The 18,637-nt window shown below is 61.6% G+C and carries 19 protein-coding genes and 1 pseudogene; 9 read left to right on the top strand and 11 right to left on the bottom strand.

All coding sequences use genetic code 11. The annotated features are described in order from the left end of the window. Positions 1–71 precede the first annotated feature (71 nt). Both QMX97_RS27165 and QMX97_RS27160 read right to left on the bottom strand, forming a co-directional pair. Positions 72–1,604, bottom strand: coding sequence for an MFS transporter (locus QMX97_RS27165; RefSeq protein WP_282397919.1), 1,533 nt, complete (start codon positions 1,602–1,604; stop codon positions 72–74). Continuing rightward, positions 1,601–2,029, bottom strand: a complete 429-nt coding sequence (locus QMX97_RS27160; protein ID WP_256595156.1) for a heme-binding protein — start codon at positions 2,027–2,029, stop codon at positions 1,601–1,603. Before QMX97_RS27160 ends, QMX97_RS27165 begins: the two co-directional genes overlap by 4 nt. A 160-nt stretch (positions 2,030–2,189) precedes the next feature. On the opposite strand from QMX97_RS27160, the gene QMX97_RS27155 reads away from it, so the two are divergent. Beyond that, positions 2,190–3,086: a LysR substrate-binding domain-containing protein gene (locus tag QMX97_RS27155; protein WP_282397918.1), complete on the top strand. Its 897-nt coding sequence runs from the start codon at positions 2,190–2,192 to the stop codon at positions 3,084–3,086. Here the strand turns inward: QMX97_RS27155 and dhaL are convergent. The 7 genes from dhaL to QMX97_RS27120 form a co-directional block, all read right to left on the bottom strand. Beyond that, on the bottom strand, positions 3,043–3,690 hold the full coding sequence (gene dhaL / locus QMX97_RS27150; protein WP_282397917.1) for a dihydroxyacetone kinase subunit DhaL: 648 nt from the start codon (positions 3,688–3,690) through the stop codon (positions 3,043–3,045). The genes QMX97_RS27155 and dhaL overlap by 44 nt on opposite strands. A 3-nt stretch (positions 3,691–3,693) precedes the next feature. Further along, on the bottom strand, positions 3,694–4,695 hold the full coding sequence (locus tag QMX97_RS27145) for a dihydroxyacetone kinase subunit DhaK (RefSeq protein WP_282397916.1): 1,002 nt from the start codon (positions 4,693–4,695) through the stop codon (positions 3,694–3,696). Between the two features lie 69 nt (positions 4,696–4,764). Then, complete coding sequence (locus QMX97_RS27140; RefSeq protein ID WP_065907723.1) at positions 4,765–5,880, bottom strand: alcohol dehydrogenase catalytic domain-containing protein; 1,116 nt, start codon at positions 5,878–5,880, stop codon at positions 4,765–4,767. 26 nt (positions 5,881–5,906) lie between these two features. Beyond that, positions 5,907–6,662 (bottom strand): SDR family oxidoreductase, encoded by a 756-nt coding sequence (locus QMX97_RS27135; RefSeq protein WP_065907725.1) that lies wholly within the window; start codon positions 6,660–6,662, stop codon positions 5,907–5,909. 142 nt (positions 6,663–6,804) lie between these two features. Continuing rightward, the gene (locus QMX97_RS27130; RefSeq protein WP_106803573.1) at positions 6,805–7,812 is read right to left on the bottom strand and encodes a substrate-binding domain-containing protein; all 1,008 of its coding nucleotides are present in this window, start codon (positions 7,810–7,812) and stop codon (positions 6,805–6,807) included. A 34-nt stretch (positions 7,813–7,846) separates the two neighbouring features. Next, entirely contained in the window at positions 7,847–8,833 is a 987-nt protein-coding gene (locus QMX97_RS27125) for an ABC transporter permease (protein ID WP_106803574.1), read from the bottom strand. Then, positions 8,830–10,317 carry a sugar ABC transporter ATP-binding protein gene (locus QMX97_RS27120; RefSeq protein WP_120448869.1) on the bottom strand — a complete coding sequence of 496 codons (1,488 nt, stop codon included), beginning with the start codon at positions 10,315–10,317 and terminating at the stop codon, positions 8,830–8,832. Before QMX97_RS27120 ends, QMX97_RS27125 begins: the two co-directional genes overlap by 4 nt. Before the next feature lie 283 nt (positions 10,318–10,600). On the opposite strand from QMX97_RS27120, the gene rpiB reads away from it, so the two are divergent. The 3 genes from rpiB to QMX97_RS27105 all read left to right on the top strand — a co-directional run bounded on the left by rpiB (position 10,601) and on the right by QMX97_RS27105 (position 14,051). Next, positions 10,601–11,062: a ribose 5-phosphate isomerase B gene (gene rpiB / locus QMX97_RS27115; RefSeq protein WP_016969738.1), complete on the top strand. Its 462-nt coding sequence runs from the start codon at positions 10,601–10,603 to the stop codon at positions 11,060–11,062. A 63-nt stretch (positions 11,063–11,125) separates the two neighbouring features. Then, on the top strand, positions 11,126–12,106 hold the full coding sequence (locus tag QMX97_RS27110) for a sugar-binding transcriptional regulator (protein ID WP_025857542.1): 981 nt from the start codon (positions 11,126–11,128) through the stop codon (positions 12,104–12,106). 376 nt (positions 12,107–12,482) lie between these two features. Beyond that, positions 12,483–14,051 (top strand): TerC family protein, encoded by a 1,569-nt coding sequence (locus tag QMX97_RS27105; protein WP_120448868.1) that lies wholly within the window; start codon positions 12,483–12,485, stop codon positions 14,049–14,051. Between the two features lie 28 nt (positions 14,052–14,079). On the opposite strand, the pseudogene QMX97_RS27100 reads toward QMX97_RS27105, so the two are convergent. Then, positions 14,080–14,361, bottom strand: a pseudogene (locus QMX97_RS27100) (thioredoxin family protein); the annotation flags it as partial. A gap of 75 nt (positions 14,362–14,436) precedes the next feature. Next, positions 14,437–14,691, bottom strand: a complete 255-nt coding sequence (locus QMX97_RS27095) for a hypothetical protein (protein ID WP_065907734.1) — start codon at positions 14,689–14,691, stop codon at positions 14,437–14,439. Between the two features lie 405 nt (positions 14,692–15,096). Here QMX97_RS27095 and QMX97_RS27090 point away from each other — a divergent pair, with 405 nt between their 5' ends. The 5 genes from QMX97_RS27090 to QMX97_RS27070 are packed head-to-tail and all read left to right on the top strand — an operon-like array spanning position 15,097 to position 18,529. Continuing rightward, on the top strand, positions 15,097–15,945 hold the full coding sequence (locus QMX97_RS27090) for a transporter substrate-binding domain-containing protein (protein WP_065907736.1): 849 nt from the start codon (positions 15,097–15,099) through the stop codon (positions 15,943–15,945). A gap of 52 nt (positions 15,946–15,997) precedes the next feature. Continuing rightward, a complete protein-coding gene (locus tag QMX97_RS27085) occupies positions 15,998–16,660 on the top strand; it encodes an amino acid ABC transporter permease (protein ID WP_065907738.1) in 663 nt (220 codons plus the stop codon). Positions 16,661–16,671: 11 nt separating this feature from the next. Beyond that, on the top strand, positions 16,672–17,334 hold the full coding sequence (locus tag QMX97_RS27080) for an amino acid ABC transporter permease (protein ID WP_065907739.1): 663 nt from the start codon (positions 16,672–16,674) through the stop codon (positions 17,332–17,334). Beyond that, positions 17,331–18,113, top strand: a complete 783-nt coding sequence (locus QMX97_RS27075; RefSeq protein WP_065907741.1) for an amino acid ABC transporter ATP-binding protein — start codon at positions 17,331–17,333, stop codon at positions 18,111–18,113. Before QMX97_RS27080 ends, QMX97_RS27075 begins: the two co-directional genes overlap by 4 nt. A 26-nt stretch (positions 18,114–18,139) precedes the next feature. Further along, positions 18,140–18,529 carry a RidA family protein gene (locus tag QMX97_RS27070; RefSeq protein WP_032896881.1) on the top strand — a complete coding sequence of 130 codons (390 nt, stop codon included), beginning with the start codon at positions 18,140–18,142 and terminating at the stop codon, positions 18,527–18,529. Positions 18,530–18,637 lie beyond the last annotated feature (108 nt).

Genomic DNA, 18,637 nt, shown 5'->3' with positions numbered 1-18,637 from the left:
CGATAGCGATGTACCAGTCGATGCCTCTACCGACTGAACTGGCGCCATCGCGGGCAAGCCCGCTCCCACATTCAGTTCTGCGTTAGCACGCAGGCCTGTTGCACCACAGGAATCGGCTTTCGCATCAGCATCCCCACCACCAACGCGCCCAGCAGACCCAACAACCCTGCCACCCACAGCACAGCGCCGAACCCGCCGACAAACGCCTGCCGCGCCAGTGGTTGTGCCACCGCCCGTGCCGTCTCCGGCAACAAGCCCATCGCCGCCGGCATGTCCCCGGCCACCACCCGCGAGGCAATTCCCGCTAGCTGCGCCTGCCACTGGCTGTCGAGACTCGCACGCAGCAGTTGCTCGCTATGGCTGCTCAGCAATGCCCCGTACACGCCAATCGCCAGCATGATCGCGCTGAAACGCATGGTAGTGCTCATGCCCGAGGCCATGCCAGCACGGTCTCGTGGCACGCAGGCCATGATGTTTTTTTGCGTGTCGCCATTCAGCAGGCCCGCTCCGGCGCCCGTGACTGCAATGGCCAGGGCGAAGGGCAGGTAACCACCGATGTTCACTGCCCAGGCGCTCAGCAAATTGCCGCTGCCGACCAATGCGAGTCCCGTCGCCATTATTGTCGACGGGGTAAAACGGCTGGCCAGGCGTGCGCCAATTCTTGGGCAGATCAACATCGTCAGGGCAAAGGGCAGCATGCCCAGCCCTGAAGCAATCGCGGAAAAGCCCAGGCCGTTCTGCAGGTAGAACGGCAGCAGCGTCATCATCACCTGGGCGCAGCCGGCGTAGGCAAACATCCCCAGCAGCGCGCCGATGAAGCGTGGATGCCGGAACAGTTGCAGGTCGACCATCGGCCGTTGTTGCAGGCGTTCGGCGAGGACAAACGCAGCCAGCAAGGCTGCGCCGCCCAGTAGCCGCGCATAGGTCAGCGGGTTGTCCCAGCCGATGCGGTTGGCCTCGATCAGGCCCCAGGTCAAACACAGCAAGCTTGCGCTGAAGGTCAGGCTGCCCCACGGGTCGAGGCGTGCAGACTGGGTGTCTCGGGACTCTGGAATGGCGCGCAGCACCAGGCTCATCAATACCAGGCCCACGGGCAGGTTGAGGTAGAAGATCCAGCGCCAGCCCAGGTATTCGGTGATCAGGCCGCCCAGCGTCGGCGCGGCGGTCATCGCCACGCCCATGCAGGCGCCCCAGAAGGCCCAGGCCTTGGCGCGCTCGACCTCGTCGTGGAAGGTGTGGCCGATGGAGGCCAGCGCCGAGGTCAAGAGCAGGGCTGCGCCGACACCTTTGACGGCCCGCGCGATATCCAGCCACAGCGCAGTGGGCGCCGCGCCGCAGCCGAGAGAGGCCAGGATGAAAATTCCCAGGCCCCAGACCAGGGTCTTCTTGCGACCAAAGCGGTCGGCGATGCTGCCGGCTGGCAACAGCAGGGCGGCGAACGCGAGCATGTAGGCACTGACCACCCATTCGATATCGGCAAAGTTCGCCCCCAGGTCGCGGGCGATGCTCGGCAGGGTCACGGCGACGATGTTGGTGTCGAGCACAATCAGCGAACAGACCCCGGAGGCGGTCAGCAAGGTAAACCGTGGGCTGGCGCTGCTCATGGCTGCACCGCCGCCAACGCCGCCTGGGCGATCTGTTCATCGTGGGCCGGGGTGTCGGCGCTGATGCCGAGGGCGCCCACGACCTGGCCTTCGAGGATGATCGGCAGCGCGCCCTTCATCATCAGCAGGCCGGCTGTGACAGCCGCCGGGCGCCCACCGTTGATGGCATTTTCGAGGTCGGCCGAAGGCCGTTTGAACAGCGCCGAGGTGCGCGCCTTGCCTTGGGCCAGCTCGATCCCGGCGACCACCGGCGCACCGTCCATGCGCGTGGTGAGAATCGGCCAGCCGCCGTCATCGACAATTGCCAGCGCGCAGGGCCAACCGTTATCCGCGGCGACTTTACGTGCCTGCGCCGCAATCTGCTGGGCCGTGGCCAAGGTCAGTGTTGCCTTGTGGGCAACGCTGGCGGGTGGTTCGTTCGCCATCGCCGCGGGGGCGAGGCTCAGGCCGGTCAATACCAGTACCAGCGATTTGACTAACATAAGCGGGTCTCTCTACTGTGAGCGTGCGCCTAGCTTATCTTCGGTCCACCGTGGCGTTATTAGGTGCCAGTGTGATCTTCATTACCTTTGAGCTAATCCTGCGATGGAAATACGTCATTTCCGCTATTTCCTGGCGGTTGCCCGGCACCGAAACTTCACCCGCGCGGCGGAGCAACTGGGCATTGCGCCGCCGACCCTGAGTCGGCAAATCCAGGACATGGAGGCGACCCTGGGCACGCGCCTGTTTGTCCGCCAGCAACGCGAAGTCAGCCTCACCGAGGCGGGTGCGGCGCTGTTGATCGAGGCCGAGGCGACTGTGCGCCAGTTCGAGTTCGCCCAGCGCAATGCCCAGCGCGCCGGCCGTGGCGAGATCGGTCATATCGAATTAGGTTATGTGGCGTCGGCGGTGTATTCGGGCCTGTTGCAGCGGCAAATCCAGGCGTTCAGCCAGGCGTTTCCGGATGTCAGCGTGAACGTGCGCGAATGTGCGATGGCGACGTTGCCTGGCGCGGTAGCGGACGGGCGTGTCGATATCGGCTATATCCGCTCGCCCATGACCCTGCCGGAGGGTGTCGAGGCGGTACGCCTGGACAGTGAAGGGTTTGTCTTGGCGCTGCCGCAGGACTCCTGGCTGCTGGGGCTGAAGGCCATCGGTTGCGCGCACCTGCAAAACGAGACGTTCATCTTGCCGGAGCAAATCAGCGGTACCTTGCAAGTGGCGGCGCAAGGCGGCTATGCACCGCGGCTCGGACCGCAGCCCGGCGGATTGGTGGCGGTGGTGGCGCTGGTGTCACTCGGGCAGGGTGTGGCGGTGGTGCCGGCGTCAATGGTCGGGCATGTGAGTTTGCCAGGCGTGGTGTACCGCAGCATCCAGGGCAGTGACGCGTCGTCGTGGCTGTCGCTGATTCACCGGCGCTTCGAAAAAGCGCCGGCGGTGGCGCGGTACATCCAGCAGGTCAAGCAGACAGTCGCGGCTGTACCGAATCGGCCAGGCGCGTAAGGATCAGGCAGCACGACACGGCCCCGGCATCCAGCACGCCGAGGGAGCGTTCGCCCAGGCGACTGGCGCGGCCGATCTTCGCCACCAGGTCCTTGGTCGAATCGCGGCCCTGTGATGCGGCGGCTTTCATCGCGTCCAGTGCGTCGCTGAAGGCGGCCCCGGAGGCATGCGCCCGCTCGAAGGCTTCGACGGCCGGGATCAAGGTGTCCATCAGGCACTTGTCGCCCACACCCGCCTCGGTAATGTCCTGCAACGAGGTCAAGCCGCCGCGCAGCAAATGGGCAAAGGTTGCGGCGTCGATGTCGTCGCTGTTGCGCACTTCATCGGCCATGCCAATGAACAGACTGCCATACAGTGGGCCCATGGAGCCGCCGATGCCTTCCATCAGGCTGAGGGTCAGTTCGTCGAGTGCTTCGGCCAGGGTCAGTTGGCGGCCGTCGATGGTGCGCCCGCAATGGGCGAAACCCTTGGCCATGTTGATGCCATGGTCGCCATCGCCAATGGCACCGTCGACTTCGCTGAGGTATTCGCGGTTGGCCACGATCACGCTGACCAGGTCGGCGACGATGGCGCTGCCGTCACGGGTGGAAAAATGCTGGCTCATGGTTCACTCCGCCTGGGTCATGCCGATGGAGCGGCAGGGTTGGTCGATCAGGGTTTTCAACTCGGCGTCGAGGCCGAGCAAAGTCAGGGTCACGCCCATCATCTCAAGAGACGTGAAGTAGTTGCCGACATAGCAGCGGTGAATCTTCAAGCCTTTGGTCTTGAGCTGTTTTTCGACCTCGGCATAGAAAATATACAACTCCATGACCGGCGTGGCGCCCAGGCCCGAGACCAGCACCACCACGCTGTCGTCCTGGCTGAAGTCACGGTCGGCGAGGATCGGCGCGAGCATGCGTTCGGCCATGGCTGCGGCCGGTTCGATCGGAACCACTTCGATACCCGGTTCGCCATGATGGCCGATGCCCAGTTCCATCTGGCCGTCGGGGATCTGGAAGTTCGGCTTGCCCACTGCCGCAATGGTGCACGGCGTGAGGCCGATACCAATCGAGCGGCAGTGGTCGACGGTTTTCTGCGCGACCCGGATCACCCCGTCCAGGTCGTAGTGCTGGGCCGCAGCGGCGCCGCCGATCTTCCACATGAAGATTTCCCCGGCCACGCCACGGCGCTTGGCAATGTCGGCCTTGGGCGCAGATGCCACGTCATCGTTGGCGACCACGGTGCGGATACGCATGTCTTTGCTGGCGGCCATTTTCATCGCCAGCTTCACGTTCATGTTATCGCCGGCATAGTTGCCGTAGAGGCAGGCCACGCCGGCGCCCTGGTCAGCGGCGCGGAACGCGTCGAAAAAACTCTTGGCAGTGGGCGAGGAGAAGATCTCGCCGACGGCTACCGCATCCACCAGGCCTGGGCCGACGTAACCGAGAAAGGCCGGTTCATGCCCCGAGCCGCCGCCGGTGACAATGCCGACGCTGCCTTGGGCCGAAGGCCTGGCCTTGACGATCACCCGAGGGTTGGCCTCGTATTGGCGCAGTTCGGGGTGCGCGACCAGAATACCGCGCAGCATGTCCTCGACCACTTGGTCCGGATCGTTGATGACTCGATTCATAACGCGGGTTCCTGTGTTCTTGTTCTAGGGGGCAGCATGGATCAACGCCAGGGCGTGTTCGCCTGTGGATCAGGGTTCCAGGACTACCTTCAGTGATTTGTCGCCGCGCTCCATCACTGCGAACGCTTCCTTGAAGTCTGCCAGCGCAAACTTGTGGGTCACCACGTCGCGCATGTCGATCTTGCGGTTGCCGATGAAGTCGATGGCGCGCGGGTACATGTACGGGCCCAGGTGCGAGCCCAGCACGTCCAGCTCCTTGCGGTCGCCAATGATCGACCAGTCCACCGTGGCTTCGTCATTGAACACGCTGAACTCGACGAAACGCCCCAGCTTGCGCAGCATCGCCAGGCCCTGGTTCACGGCCTTGTGGTGCCCGGTGGCCTCGATGTAAATGTCGCAACCGTAGCCTTCGGTGATCTCGCGGATCTTCGCCAGTACATCGACCTCGGCCGGGTTCCAGACCTCGTCGGCGCCCATGCGCAAGGCAAGGGCAGCGCGTTCGGGCTTCATGTCCAGCACGATGAGCTTTTTCGGGTTGCGCATGCGCACCGCGCCGATGATCCCCAGGCCCAGGGTGCCGGCGCCAGCGACCACCACCACATCATCGAAATCCACATTCGCGCGTTCCGCCGCGTGCAGCGAACACGCCAGCGGTTCGATCAGTATTGCTTCGTCGGGGGCGATGGAGTCTGGCACTTTGTGGATGATGCCTTCCTTGGTGAAGATCATGTACTGGGCCATGGCGCCCTGCACATTGTTCTGGAAGCCATAGAGGTCATGCTTCTGGCACATCCAGTATTGGCCGTGGTTGCAGAAGCGACAGCCCCAGCACGGCACGATCTGCTCGGAGATCACCCGGTCGCCGACCGCCACGCCACGTTTCTCCGCGCCTGGGCCCAGGGCAACCACACGGCAGACGAATTCATGGCCGGGAATCATCGGCGGTTTCACATAGCGGGGTTGCTCGGCGTCACCCCAGAACGAGGGGGCGCCGCGATAGGTCTTGATATCGCCCATGCAAATGCCGCACAACTCGACTTTGGTAAGAATCTCGTCGGGGCCGGGCGTGGGCACGTCGACGGTTTCCAGGCGGTAATCTTCAGGGCCGTGACAGACCACGGCCTGCATGGTTTTCGGGATGACCGGTGACAGTTGTTCGGGGGTGCGTTCGGTGACGGTGGACATGACAAAACCTCACGACAAAAAATGAATTACTGAATGCTGTAGCCGCCGTCGATCACCATGTTGGCGCCGGTGACCATCTGCGCGGCGTCGCTGAGCAGGTACAACGCCAGCCCGGCGATTTCCTCCGGCTGGGCAAAACGGCCCGCCGGGATCTGCAATTTGGCTTTTTCGCCGACTTCACCGGCCCAGGCTTTTTTACCCAGCGCGGTCTCGACGATGGTCGGGGAGATGGCGTTGACGTTGATGTGCGGCGCCCATTCCATCGCCAATACCTTGGTCATGCCGACAATGGCCGCTTTGCTCGCGCAGTAGGCGACGTGGCGGTCCAGGCCAATCACGGCAGCCTGCGAAGCAAGGTTGACGATGCGCCCGCCGCCGTTGGCGAGCATGTGCTTGGCGCAGGCCTGGGCGACAAAAAAGCTGGCCTTGAGGTTGATGTCCAGGGTGGTGTCCCACGCGCTTTCGCTGACATCAATAGCCTTGTCCAGGAGCGCCACGCCGGCGCTGTTGATCAGGTAATCGAGGCGTTGGAAGTGTTCGAATACGCTATCGACGGTGGTTTGTATCTGGCCGATCTGGCTGAGATCAACGGCAATGCCCAAGTGCCCGGCGCCCAGGCTGGCGGCCACTTCAGCCACGGCGGGGTCGCGGTCGAGCAACGCCACGCGGGCGCCGCGTTCCGCCAGCAGGGTGGCGCAGGCCAGGCCGATCCCGGCGGCGCCACCGGTGATCACTGCACACCGGCCGGTGAGGTCGAAGGCTTGGTTCCAGAATCCAGACATGCATGACTCCTTTATCGAAAGCGCTGGAGATCCAATGTGGGAGCTGGCTTGCGATGCAAGCGACTCGGTCTTTCAGTCAAACCGAGGTGATGCCATCGCAGGCAAGCCGGCTCCCGCACTTGACCCTATTTCAGGGTGAAAGCTACTTACCGCCGCTGACTTGTTTGTACAGCGCATCGGCGTTGGCATTCGTCACTGGCACCCACGGCAGGATGTAATTCTTGGCGGTGCCGTCAGCCCATTTCACGTCCTTGGCGTAACGCTCCCAGATCACCGATTGCGGCTTGTAGTCCTTGCCGGCCAGGGCGCGCAACGCCACGTCCAGTGCGCCTTGGGATTGGGCTTGGGCGTCCTGCAGGAAGGTGGTGACTTCGTCTTTTTTTGCGGCCTGGATCGCGTCCGGCATGCCGTCGATGGAGGTCACCGGCACGTCTTTGGAAGTCAGCCCGTGAGACTTCAACGCCTGTACGGCGCCGAGGGCCATGTCGTCGTTTTGCGCGATCACGCCGTTGATGCCTTTGGGGTGCGCGTTCAGCCAGTCTTCGGTCAGGGTCAGCGCCTGCGCACGGTCCCAGTTGGCGGTCTTTTTCTCGATGATCTTGATGTCCGGGTGCTTGCCCAGCACTTCCAGCTCGCCTTTTTCCCGGTCGATTTGCGCCGACTGGCCGATCGGGCCCTGGATGATCACCACGTTGCCTTTGCCATTGAGCTTGTCGACCATCGCCTGGGCCTGCAGGCGGCCGCCTTCCACATCGTCGTTACCCACGTACGGCACAGCGGCATCGGCTACTTTCGTGTTCGAGGCGATGACCACCACGTCGTTGCTCATGGCTTGCTTCACGGTGCCGACGCCGGCCTTGGTGTCGATGGGCACAAACAGAATGGCGTCGTAGCGCTGGGTCACCATGTTTTCGATCTGGTTGTTCTGGGTCAGGGCGTCATAGTTGCCGTCGAACACCGTCAGCTGCACGGTGCCGTCCTTGACCGCCGGGTGTTCTTTCAGCTCGCGTACCCAGTTCTGCATGAACTGGCCCTTGAGGCCGTAGACGGCGGCACCGATTTTGTAGGTCTTGCCGTCGGCAGCCATGGCGATACTGCAGGAGAGCAGGGAGAAAGCCGCTGTGGCGGCCAAGGTGGTACCAAGTTTCATGAGTAGAACTCCGGTTATTGTTGTGGGTCGTTCTCTAGCGTTTTTTCTTGCGCCACACGTCGATCAGTACTGCGAACACGATGATCAGGCCCTTGGCGACCTGCTGGTAATAAGAGGACACGCCGAGCAGGTTCAGCCCGTTGTTGATCACGCCGATCAACAGTGCGCCGAACAACGTGCCGACAATGCTGCCGGTGCCCCCCGACAAGCTCGTACCGCCGATCACCACGGCGGCAATCGCGTCCAGTTCGTAGGAAACCCCGGCCTGGGGCAGGGCCGAGGTGGTGCGGGCCGACAGCACCACGCCAGCCAGTCCGGCGAGCAGGCCCGAGACCACGTAAACCGAAAACATCACCTTGCGCACGCCGATGCCTGAGGTGCGTGCGCTCTTTTCATTGCCGCCCACTGCGTACACATAGCGGCCGTAGGTGGTGTAGCGCAGTACCATCCAGAAGATCAGCGCGACCACGGCGAAGATGATGATCGGCACGCCGATCGGACCGATCTTGCCGATTCCCAGCGCCAGGTAGGTGTCGGGCAGATCGGTGATCGGGCTGCCATCGTTGAGGATGAAGGTCATGCCCCGCGCAATGCTGAGCATGCCCAGGGTGGCCACGAACGGCGGGATCGACAGGTTGGCGACCATGAAACCGTTCACCACGCCGAGCATCGCCCCGGCAAACATCCCGGCGCTGACCGCCGCGAGCAGGCCGTAACCCTGGGTGGCGACCATGGCGCTGCACAGTCCGGCAAAGGCCAGGATCGAGCCCACCGACAAGTCGATGCCCTTGGTCAGGATCACGTAGGTCATGCCCACCGCGAGGATGCCGTTGATGGAGGTCTGGCGCAGGATGTCCATCCAGTTGCGCCAGGTCATGAAGTATTCGCTGGAGAACGCCATCACCACGCACAGCAAGATGAATACCAGCGGCAGGCCGAAACGGTCGAGGGACAGGCGCAGGCGATTGCGGGGTGTGGCAATAGGTGCGGCGGCGGGTGTGGACAGGGTTTTGGCATTCATGAGGCAAGACTCAACAAGGCTTCCTGGGAAAGGGCGGTGTCGGTGCTGATGGTCACCAGCCGGCCGCCCTTGAATACGGCGATGCGATCACTCAGATGCAGCAGCTCCGGTGCTTCCGACGACACCACGATGGCCGCGCCACCGGCGCGTACGAACTGGTCGAGCAGGTGGTAGATCTCCTGCTTGGCGCCCTCGTCGATCCCGCGGGTCGGTTCGTCACACAGCAGGCACACCGGTTCGGTGGACAGGCATTTGGCGAGTACCACTTTCTGTTGGTTGCCACCGCTCATGGACGCCACCGGCAATTCCAGGGAAGTGGTCTTGATCTGCAGGCGCTTGACCATGTCCTGGGCCAGTTGGGTTTCCTTGCGCGCATTGATCAGCGACCAGCTCGACAGGCGCTTGTAGGCCGACAGGGCAATGTTGGAAAGAATGCTGCCGGTGAGCACCAGGCCGCTGTCCTTGCGGTCTTCGGTGACCAGCGACATGCCGGCACTGATGGTCGCCTTGGGCAGTCCGATGGGCATGGGCTTGCCTTGCAGGGTCACGCTGCCGGAGTCCGCGACCGTGAGGCCGTAGATGCAGTTGAGGAACTCGCTGCGCCCCGAACCCATCAAGCCGTAGATGCCGAGGATTTCACCCTGGCGCAGTTGCAGGCTGATGTCGTGGAACTCACCGGCGCGGCTCAGGTTGTCGACTTGCAGGCAGGTGTCGGCGGCGCATTCGCGGCCGACCTTGTGGTCGATGCGGGTCAGTTCCTGGCCGACGATGCCGCGCACGAGGTGGTTGCGGTCGATATCGGCCATGCGCCCGCTTTCGACAAAGGCGCCGTCGCGAAAGATGCTGTAGTCATCGGCGATCTGCGCCAGTTCGCTCAGGCGGTGCGACACATACACGATGCCGGCGCCCCGGGCAGTCAGGCGGCGAATGGCCTTGAACAGGGTCTCTGCCTCGCGTTCACCGATGGCCGAAGTGGGCTCATCCATGATCATCACCTGGCAGTCATGGCTGAAGGCCTTGGCGATTTCCACCAGTTGGATCTGCGCGACGCTCAGGCGGTGCATGGGGCTGGTGGCGTCGACCTCGAACTCCAGGCTGTCGAGCAACTCGCGGGTGCGGCGGTTCAGGGTCTTGTTGTCGACGATGCAACCGGCGCGGCGCGGTTCACGGCCCAGCCAGATGTTTTCGGCAACGGTCATGTAGGGGATGGGTTCCAGTTCCTGGGTGATCATCGCGATCCCCGCCGCCAGCGCTTCACTCGGGCGGTTGAACTGCACCGGCGTGCCGTTGAGCAGAATGCTGCCGGCATCACGCTGGGTGATGCCCATCAAGATGCTCAGGAATGTCGATTTGCCTGCGCCATTGCCGCCGCACAGGGCGTGGACGCTGCCGGCCCGCAGAGAGAGGCGCCCGTCACGCAGGGCAGGGACCCCGGCGTAAGCCTTGGCGACGTGTTCAGCCTGGAGCAGTAATGGCGTGGCCATCGGCGTGTCCTCGTGCTGTGAATTCTTATTAGGTCGCACAGTCATGTTTCGCTGTGATCATATGTGTATCAAATGAAATTCTGATCAGTCAATCTCTTTCATGTAAAAGCGATGATTCTCATCTTGGCGGTCTATAAGGCCGTTTTTGACGCCTTTGACTGCAGGGTCAGTTAAATCATGCTTGACATAGGGGGTTGGATGGCCGCGAAATGTCTGAGCGGAATTTCACTGAATGATCATTTGATCAGACATAAATACGATCACGGCAGCGGAGCCAGACGCCATGAACACACCTTTCCCGGTGGCTATCGGATGCGATGAAGCAGGTTTTGAGCTCAAAGAGCTGTTGAAGCGCCATATCGAGGCGCTGGGCTATCCGGTGACCGACTTCGGCACCCATTCCACTGCGCCCGTGCTTTATCCGGACATCGCCCTGGCCGTGGCCACTGCGATCAATGCCGGGCAGCAGCGGCTGGGCGTGCTGGTGTGCGGCACCGGGATCGGCATGGCCATTTCGGCCAACAAGGTGCTGGGCATCCGCGCGGCCCAGGCCCATGACACCTATTCGGCGGAGCGTGCACGCAAGAGCAACGATGCGCAGATCCTGTCCATCGGTGCGCGGGTAATCGGCGCCGAGCTGGCCAAGAGCATCGTCAAGTCGTTCCTGGAGTCGGAGTTCGAGGCGGCGCGTTCCGGGGCCAAGGTCGAGCGCATCAATGCAATCGAGCGCGATGGGCATCAGTAGTGGACTAAACGGGGCAAGAGTCGGGAGAATGCGCCTTTGACGCCGAAACGGAAGCCCGTCCCCATGAGTGACAGTACCCAGCGCATAGCCAGCGATATCGATCAGATGACCGAAGTGGCGATGCTCTATTACCTTGAGAACGTCACTCAGGAAGCCATCGCCAAGCGCTTCGACCTGTCACGCGCAAAGGTCAGTCGCCTGCTCAAGCGTGCACGCGATGAGGGCATTGTCGAGGTGCGCGTGTTGCAGCATCCGGCCATGAACAACGAGCTGGAGCAGGCCCTGGTCAAGCGCTTCAAGCTGGATCGCGCGTTGATCGCCGTCGATCACAGTGAGCCCGACACCCAGCGCTCGGCCGTCGCCAGCCTGGTCGCCAACTACCTGAACAAGACGCTCAGCGACGGCATGATTGTCGCCGTGGGCATGGGGCGCAACGTCGGTGCGGTGGCCGATAACGTGTTCCTGCCGGTGACGCGCAACTGCACGTTTGTCTGTGCGATCGGCGGTTCGCTCAAGGCGGGCGAATACATGAACCCCGACCATATCTGCCGGCGCCTGGCGCTGCGGTTTGGCGGTGAAAGCGAAAGCCTGTACGCCCCAGCCCTGGTGGCCAACCCGGAGCTGCGCGGGGTGTTGATCAATAACGACACGGTGCGCTCGACCCTCGACCGGGCGCGGCGTGCCGATATCGCCTTGATCGGTATTGGCGACATGAGCGAGAACAGCAACATGGTGCGCATGGGCTGGTTCTCGCCCCAGGAAATTGCCCAGGCGCGGTTGTCCGGCACTGTGGGCGACATGATGGGTTACGACTTTATTGATATTCACGGCCAGCCGGCGGTCAACGCGATTCAGGGGCGGGTGATCGGGTTGACGGTGCAGGAGCTGTTTCGGATTCCAGACGTGGTGGCGATTGCCAGCGAGAACACCAAGGCGGCGGCGACGCTGGGGGCGTTGCGGTCGGGGGTGATTAATACGCTGGCGACGACGGTGACCAATGCGCATACGATTTTGGCGCTGGATGATGCTACCCGTAAAAGCTGACGCGATGCAGGGCAAAATGTGGGAGCGGGCTTGCTCGCGAAGGCGGTGATTCAGTTAATTCATGTGATGACTGACACACCGCACTCGCCAGCAAGCCCGCTGCTAAATGGGTTTTGTGTTGGCTTGGTGTACAGATCTTGTAATAGTTTTGCGTTGTAGGAAATTTGTATTTCGGCTGTAGGATTCAAGTCCTTTTGTCATTTCAGGACTTGCATGAACACCCTCTCGGAGCCTCCCAGTCGTCTTTCCCCAAGACATCCGCTGTTGCTGTTCCCGCTGAAGCACCCCGTATATCGCTTGCTAACCTTGTCCCGGTCATCCACCGATCGCGCCTTGCCGTGCCCGGCATTCTGAAACCTGTAAAGAGACTCTATAAATGGAATGGTTAGCGGATCCAACGGCCTGGCTCGGCCTGTTGACCTTGATTGTGCTGGAACTGGTGCTGGGTATCGACAATCTGGTGTTTATCGCGATCCTGGCGGACAAACTGCCACCGGAGCAGCGCGACCGTGCGCGCTTGATCGGTTTGTCGCTGGCGCTGCTGATGCGCCTGGGCTTGCTGGCGAGTATTTCCTGGCTGGTCACCCTGACCCAGCCGTTGTTCGAGGTGTTCGACAAGAGCTTCTCGGGGCGTGACCTGATCATGCTGTTTGGCGGTGTGTTCCTGTTGTTCAAGGCCACCATGGAATTGCACGAACGCCTCGAAGGGCATGTGGCGCAGCGCTCCGGCAATGTGGCTTATGCGATGTTCTGGCCGATCGTGGCGCAGATCGTGGTGCTTGACGCGGTGTTCTCCCTCGACGCGGTGATTACCGCCGTGGGCATGGTGGATGAGCTGGCGGTCATGATGATCGCGGTGATCGTGTCCATCGGCCTGATGATCGTGGCGAGCAAGCCGCTGACGCGATTCGTCAACGCGCACCCGACGGTGATCATGCTGTGCCTGGGCTTTTTGATGATGATCGGCTTCGCGCTGACCGCCGAAGGCCTGGGCTTCCACATCCCGAAAGGCTATCTGTACGCGGCGATTGGTTTCTCGATCCTGATTGAGGTGTTCAACCAGATTGCCCGCGCACGTCGCAAGAAGTCTGCACAAGGTGTGCTGCCGGTGCGCGAGCGTACCGCGCACGCGGTGATGCGCTTGCTCGGCGGTCGCAGCCTGGCGGTGGAGGAGGTCGGTGAAGAGGTTGCCGACCTGCTGGGCGAGCCGGATGCTGCACAGGGTCCGCTGTTCGATCGGCGTGAGCGCGTGATGATCAGCGGTGTGCTGCAACTGGCCGAGCGGCCGATTCGCACACTGATGACGCCGCGGGCCAAGGTCGACTGTATTGACCTGGCGGACGATCCCGAGACTATCCGCCTGAAACTGATGCATTCGTCTTACTCGCGGTTGCCGTTGATCCGCAACGGCGATGTCGATGAGCCTTTGGGCTTTGTGCACAAGAAGGAGTTGCTCAAGGAATACCTGGCCGGCAACGAGCCGAACCTGGAGCACCTGGCGCGCCGCGCGATCAACTTGCTCGAGAGTTTTTCGATTCTCAACGCGCTGGAGCAGATGCGTCAGGAGTCGACCCATATCGCCTTCGTGATCAACGAATTCGGCGACTTCATGGGGGTGCTGAGCATGACCGACATCCTTGAATCCATCGCCGGTGAGTTGCCGGACGCCAGTGAAGTCGAGGGCCCGGACATTGTCGAGGAAGCGGGTGGCTACCGTGCCAATGGCGCCTTGAACCTGAACCTGGTGCGTCAGCGCACCGGTTTCAAGGCTGCCGCAACCGAGGATTATCAAACCCTGGCGGGTTTGGTGATGAGCCTGCTCGACCGCCTGCCGGTGGTGGGCGATAGCCTGGAGCATGAGGGCTGGCGTCTGACGGTAGCCGCAGTGGAGGAGCGCCGGGTGACGCAGGTGCTTTTGCACGCAGGCTGCGGTCATAGCGGCTGAACAAGGCCTGCACACACTGCACTTGTTCTTCTTCAGGGCCGAAACCTTTGAGTTTGTCTACCAGGGTTCCGTTCAGGTAGATCAGTAATGTCGGGGTGCCCGTCACATCAGGGTGCCTCGGCGTGTGCGCGCAATCGAGTATCAGGCTGACGATCCAGGGATGCCTGCCGGCCGTCCTGGCAAATAGCGGCCCTGCAGTCGCACAGGCAGCGCAGTGTTCGCTAACAAACAGAATGAACACCGGGCGTGGTGTGTTAAGTACCCTGGCAAACTCCTGCGCATTGGAAATTTTTTGCGTGGCCACTCCCATGGTCATCTCCCTTCAGGCCGCGTGGGTGTGTTGCCAACGCTAAGCTGGGATATCACCTGCGTCTACTGTCAACCTTCACAGGTCATCGTCGCGCTCCACCCGCTCGCGCGCCTTGCGGGCCTGGCTCGCGCATTTCTTGTATTCCAGGTTGTCCCGCGAGGCTTTCGCCTGGCGGTAACCGTGATGATTCTGGCTGGTGTAGTTGGTGCTCAAGGCATCGTTGAGCTTGCGCAGTTCTTCCTTGCATTCACGGCGGTCGTTACTGGCCGCAGCGTTGCCAGCCACCAGCAACGTCAGCAAACCCGCGACAAGACAGACTTTTATCGACATAGACCCTCTCAACCAAATGGCGCCCATCTGTCGGCGCCGGCGTCAGCGTTGACGATTTTCGCCGGCGAACCGGGCTCCTGCAGCGGGGCGTGTAGACATTGGATCAAGGCTAGCCGAGCGCCGCGATTTTTCCATGCCTGCCGTGCACCGTGATGGTGCGGGGTAACACCGTTGTGGCGCACGGGCCGGTGGCTGTCACCGGCGTATGGGGCCTTGGGTAGCAAAATGATTTCAGGTGGTGGCGCAACGCCTGTTGAATCGCGAGTGTTCATCTAGCTGATTTATAAGCAATTTAGTCTTCTCATATTTTTCTGTTACCGCGTGTGGCACACTTTCTGCTGTCTATTCCGTTGTTACATACTAAGTTCCGGTATAGCGGAATACACAACTCCTGGAGTGCTTGTCATGCATCACCGACCTTCCGTGTTTAAAGCGTGTGTTTTTCTCTTCGCCGCATCGGCTTCCCTCGCCAGCGTAGTGCAGGCGGCGGACAGCAAGCTCGATGATGTGCTCAAGCGTGGGCACCTGATCGTGGGTACAGGCAGTACCAATGCGCCGTGGCACTTCCAGGGAGCGGATGGCAAGTTGCAGGGGTTTGATATCGATATCGGCCGCATTGTGGCCAAGGGTCTGTTCAACGACCCGAGCAAGGTCGAGTTTGTGGTGCAGTCGTCCGACGCACGGATTCCCAACCTGCTGACCGACAAGGTCGACATGAGTTGCCAGTTCATCACCGTCACCGCCAGCCGTGCGCAGCAAGTGGCGTTCACCCTGCCTTACTACCGTGAAGGTGTGGGCCTGCTGCTGCCGAACAACAGCAAATACAAGGAAATCGAAGACCTGCAGGCCGCCGGTGATGGCGTCACCGTCGCCGTGCTGCAGAACGTCTACGCCGAGGAACTGGTGCACCAGGCCCTGCCCAAGGCCAAGGTCGACCAGTACGACAGCGTCGACCTGATGTACCAGGCGGTGAACTCCGGCCGCGCCGATGCCGCCGCCACCGACCAGTCCTCGGTCAAATACCTGATGGTGCAGAACCCCGGCCGCTACCGCAGCCCGACCTACGCCTGGAGCCCGCAAACCTACGCGTGCGCCGTCAAGCGTGGCGACCAGGACTGGCTGAACTTCGTCAACACCGCGCTGCATGAAGCCATGACCGGCGTGGAGTTCCCGACCTACAAGGCCTCGTTCAAGCAATGGTTCGGTGTGGATCTGCCAGAACCGGCGATCGGCTTCCCGGTTGAGTTCAAGTAATTCGTAAACGCTGGGGCGTCGCTGACGGCGCCCCATTCAGGTACTGCCGACCATGAACTATCAGTTGAACTTTGCCGCCGTGTGGCGCGACTTCCCCAGCTTGCTGGCGGGGCTCGGCCTGGGCCTCGAGCTGGCGCTTCTTTCGATCGCCATCGGTTGCGTGATCGGCCTGTTGATGGCATTTGCCATGCTGTCCAAACACAAGGTGTTGCGTGTGCTCGCCTCGGTGTATGTGACGGTGATCCGCAATACGCCGATCCTGGTGCTGATCCTGTTGATCTACTTCGCGCTGCCCAGCCTGGGTATCCGCCTGGACAAGATCCCCTCGTTCATCATCACCTTGTCGTTGTACGCCGGGGCTTACCTGACCGAAGTGTTCCGTGCCGGGCTGTTGAATATTCCCAAGGGCTTGCGTGAAGCCGGCCTGGCCATCGGTCTGGGCGAATGGCGCATCCGTGCCTATATCACCGTGCCGGTGATGTTGCGCAACGTGCTGCCAGCCCTGTCGAACAACTTTATTTCGCTGTTCAAGGACACCTCGCTGGCCGCTGCCATTGCGGTGCCCGAGCTGACTTATTACGCCCGCAAGATCAACGTCGAAAGCTACCGGGTGATTGAAACCTGGCTGGTCACGACCGCGCTCTACGTGGCTGCCTGTTACCTCATTGCCATGCTGCTCCGTTACCTGGAACAGCGTCTGGCGATCCGTCGTTAAGGAAGGTTTCCATGTACGAATCCCCCAGCTGGTTGCATGAGTTGTGGATCGCCCGGGACACCCTCTGGGCGGGGTTCCAGGCCAGTGTGTATGTCTCGGCACTGGCGATTATTTTCGGCACGCTGATCGGTATCGTCGCCGGGTTGATCCTGACCTACGGCAAATTCTGGATGCGCGCGCCGTTTCGCCTGTATGTCGACCTGATCCGTGGCACGCCGGTGTTTGTGCTGGTGTTGGCGTGCTTCTACATGCTGCCGGCGCTCGGTTGGCAGATCAGCGCATTCCAGGCCGGTGCCGTCGGGCTCACGCTGTTCTGCGGGTCCCACGTCTCGGAAATCGTGCGCGGCGCGCTGCAAGCCATTCCCCGTGGGCAACTGGAAGCGGGCAAGGCCATCGGCCTGACGTTTTACCAGTCCCTGGGCTACGTGCTGTTGCCCCAGGCGCTGCGCCAGATCCTGCCGACCTGGGTCAACTCCTCCACGGAAATCGTCAAGGCCTCGACCTTGCTGTCGGTAATCGGCGTGGCCGAATTGCTGCTGAGCACCCAACAGGTGATCGCACGCACCTTCATGACCCTGGAGTTCTACCTGTTCGCAGGCTTTATGTTCTTTGTCATCAACTACGCCATCGAGTTATTCGGGCGCTACATTGAAAAGCGGGTGGCCTTGCCATGAACCAACCTCAAACCAACCAACCGCTGCTGAACATCCGTGGCCTGCGCAAGCAATACGGCCAGGTCGAAGTGCTCAAGGGCGTCGACCTGTCCATGCAGCGCGGCAACGTGGTGACATTGATCGGCTCCAGCGGCTCGGGCAAGACCACGCTGCTGCGCTGCGTCAACCTGCTGGAGGAATTCCAGGGCGGCCAGATCACCCTGGATGGCGAGTCCATCGGCTACAGCGAGATTGCCGGCAAACGCGTGCGTCACCCCGAGCGGGTGATTGCCCAGCACCGCGCGATGACGGGCATGGCGTTCCAGCAATTCAATCTGTTCCCGCATTTGACCGCGTTGCAGAACGTGACCCTCGGCCTGCTCAAGGTCAAGAAGATGGGCAAGGACGAGGCCGTGGCCCTCGCCGAAAAATGGCTCGACCGCGTCGGCCTGCTGGAGCGGCGCAATCACTTCCCGGGGCAACTCTCGGGTGGCCAGCAGCAGCGTGTGGCGATTGCCCGCGCGATTGCGATGAATCCCAGCCTGATGCTGTTCGACGAAGTTACCTCGGCCCTCGACCCGGAACTGGTCGGGGAGGTGCTCAGCGTGATCAAGGGCCTGGCGGAAGAGGGCATGACCATGTTGCTGGTCACCCACGAAATGCGCTTTGCCTATGAAGTGTCTGACAAGATCGTGTTCATGAACCAGGGCCGCATTGAAGAGCAGGGCACCTCGAAGGACATCTTCGAGCGGCCGCAATCGCCGCGCCTGGCGGAGTTTTTGAAGAACATTCGTTTTTAATCGATTTATTAGCAGGAGATATATTTATGAGCATTACTCGTTACGGCACCGGCAGCACCGCCGGCGGTGGCCAGCCACGTCCTTTCGCCCGCGCGGTGGAAGCGGACGGCTGGCTCTACGTCTCGGGCCAGGTGCCAGCGGTGGACGGTGAAATCATCAACGGCGGCATCATCGAACAGACCCGCCAGACCATGCGCAACGTGGTGGCGATCCTCGAAGAGGCCGGTTACGAATTGAAAGATGTGGTGCGCGTCGGCGTCTGGCTGGAAGACCCACGGGATTTCTGGAGTTTCAACAAGGTGTTCGGTGAATACTTCACCCCGGAACACGCCCCGGCGCGCGCCTGCGTGCAGGCCAACATGATGGTGGACTGCAAGGTCGAGATCGATTGCGTGGCCTACAAGAAAAAAGGCTAAATGCCCGGATCTGAAGCCCAAAGCTGATCAAATGTGGGAGCGGGCTTGCTCGCGAATGCGGTGTGTCATTAAGCGCACCTGTAACTGATCCACTGCATTCGCGAGCAA

The sequence above is a fragment of the Pseudomonas sp. PS01298 genome, assembly GCF_029959745.1.
Taxonomy (GTDB): Bacteria; Pseudomonadota; Gammaproteobacteria; order Pseudomonadales; family Pseudomonadaceae; genus Aquipseudomonas; species Aquipseudomonas aylmerensis.
Note: the sequence above shows the minus strand (reverse complement) of the source record. Positions and strands in the feature narration are given on the sequence as shown.

Coding starts and splice junctions, on each gene's coding strand:
- dhaL (WP_282397917.1), bottom strand. CDS start 3,690: ATGAGCCAGCATTTTTCCACCCGTGACGGCAGCGCCATCGTCGCCGAC.
- QMX97_RS27160 (WP_256595156.1), bottom strand. CDS start 2,029: ATGGCGAACGAACCACCCGCCAGCGTTGCCCACAAGGCAACACTGACC.
- QMX97_RS27145 (WP_282397916.1), bottom strand. CDS start 4,695: ATGAATCGAGTCATCAACGATCCGGACCAAGTGGTCGAGGACATGCTG.
- QMX97_RS27110 (WP_025857542.1), top strand. CDS start 11,126: ATGAGTGACAGTACCCAGCGCATAGCCAGCGATATCGATCAGATGACC.
- QMX97_RS27130 (WP_106803573.1), bottom strand. CDS start 7,812: ATGAAACTTGGTACCACCTTGGCCGCCACAGCGGCTTTCTCCCTGCTC.
- QMX97_RS27095 (WP_065907734.1), bottom strand. CDS start 14,691: ATGTCGATAAAAGTCTGTCTTGTCGCGGGTTTGCTGACGTTGCTGGTG.
- QMX97_RS27090 (WP_065907736.1), top strand. CDS start 15,097: ATGCATCACCGACCTTCCGTGTTTAAAGCGTGTGTTTTTCTCTTCGCC.
- QMX97_RS27070 (WP_032896881.1), top strand. CDS start 18,140: ATGAGCATTACTCGTTACGGCACCGGCAGCACCGCCGGCGGTGGCCAG.
- QMX97_RS27105 (WP_120448868.1), top strand. CDS start 12,483: ATGGAATGGTTAGCGGATCCAACGGCCTGGCTCGGCCTGTTGACCTTG.
- QMX97_RS27165 (WP_282397919.1), bottom strand. CDS start 1,604: ATGAGCAGCGCCAGCCCACGGTTTACCTTGCTGACCGCCTCCGGGGTC.
- QMX97_RS27125 (WP_106803574.1), bottom strand. CDS start 8,833: ATGAATGCCAAAACCCTGTCCACACCCGCCGCCGCACCTATTGCCACA.
- QMX97_RS27075 (WP_065907741.1), top strand. CDS start 17,331: ATGAACCAACCTCAAACCAACCAACCGCTGCTGAACATCCGTGGCCTG.
- QMX97_RS27140 (WP_065907723.1), bottom strand. CDS start 5,880: ATGTCCACCGTCACCGAACGCACCCCCGAACAACTGTCACCGGTCATC.
- QMX97_RS27135 (WP_065907725.1), bottom strand. CDS start 6,662: ATGTCTGGATTCTGGAACCAAGCCTTCGACCTCACCGGCCGGTGTGCA.
- rpiB (WP_016969738.1), top strand. CDS start 10,601: ATGAACACACCTTTCCCGGTGGCTATCGGATGCGATGAAGCAGGTTTT.
- QMX97_RS27155 (WP_282397918.1), top strand. CDS start 2,190: ATGGAAATACGTCATTTCCGCTATTTCCTGGCGGTTGCCCGGCACCGA.
- QMX97_RS27080 (WP_065907739.1), top strand. CDS start 16,672: ATGTACGAATCCCCCAGCTGGTTGCATGAGTTGTGGATCGCCCGGGAC.
- QMX97_RS27120 (WP_120448869.1), bottom strand. CDS start 10,317: ATGGCCACGCCATTACTGCTCCAGGCTGAACACGTCGCCAAGGCTTAC.
- QMX97_RS27085 (WP_065907738.1), top strand. CDS start 15,998: ATGAACTATCAGTTGAACTTTGCCGCCGTGTGGCGCGACTTCCCCAGC.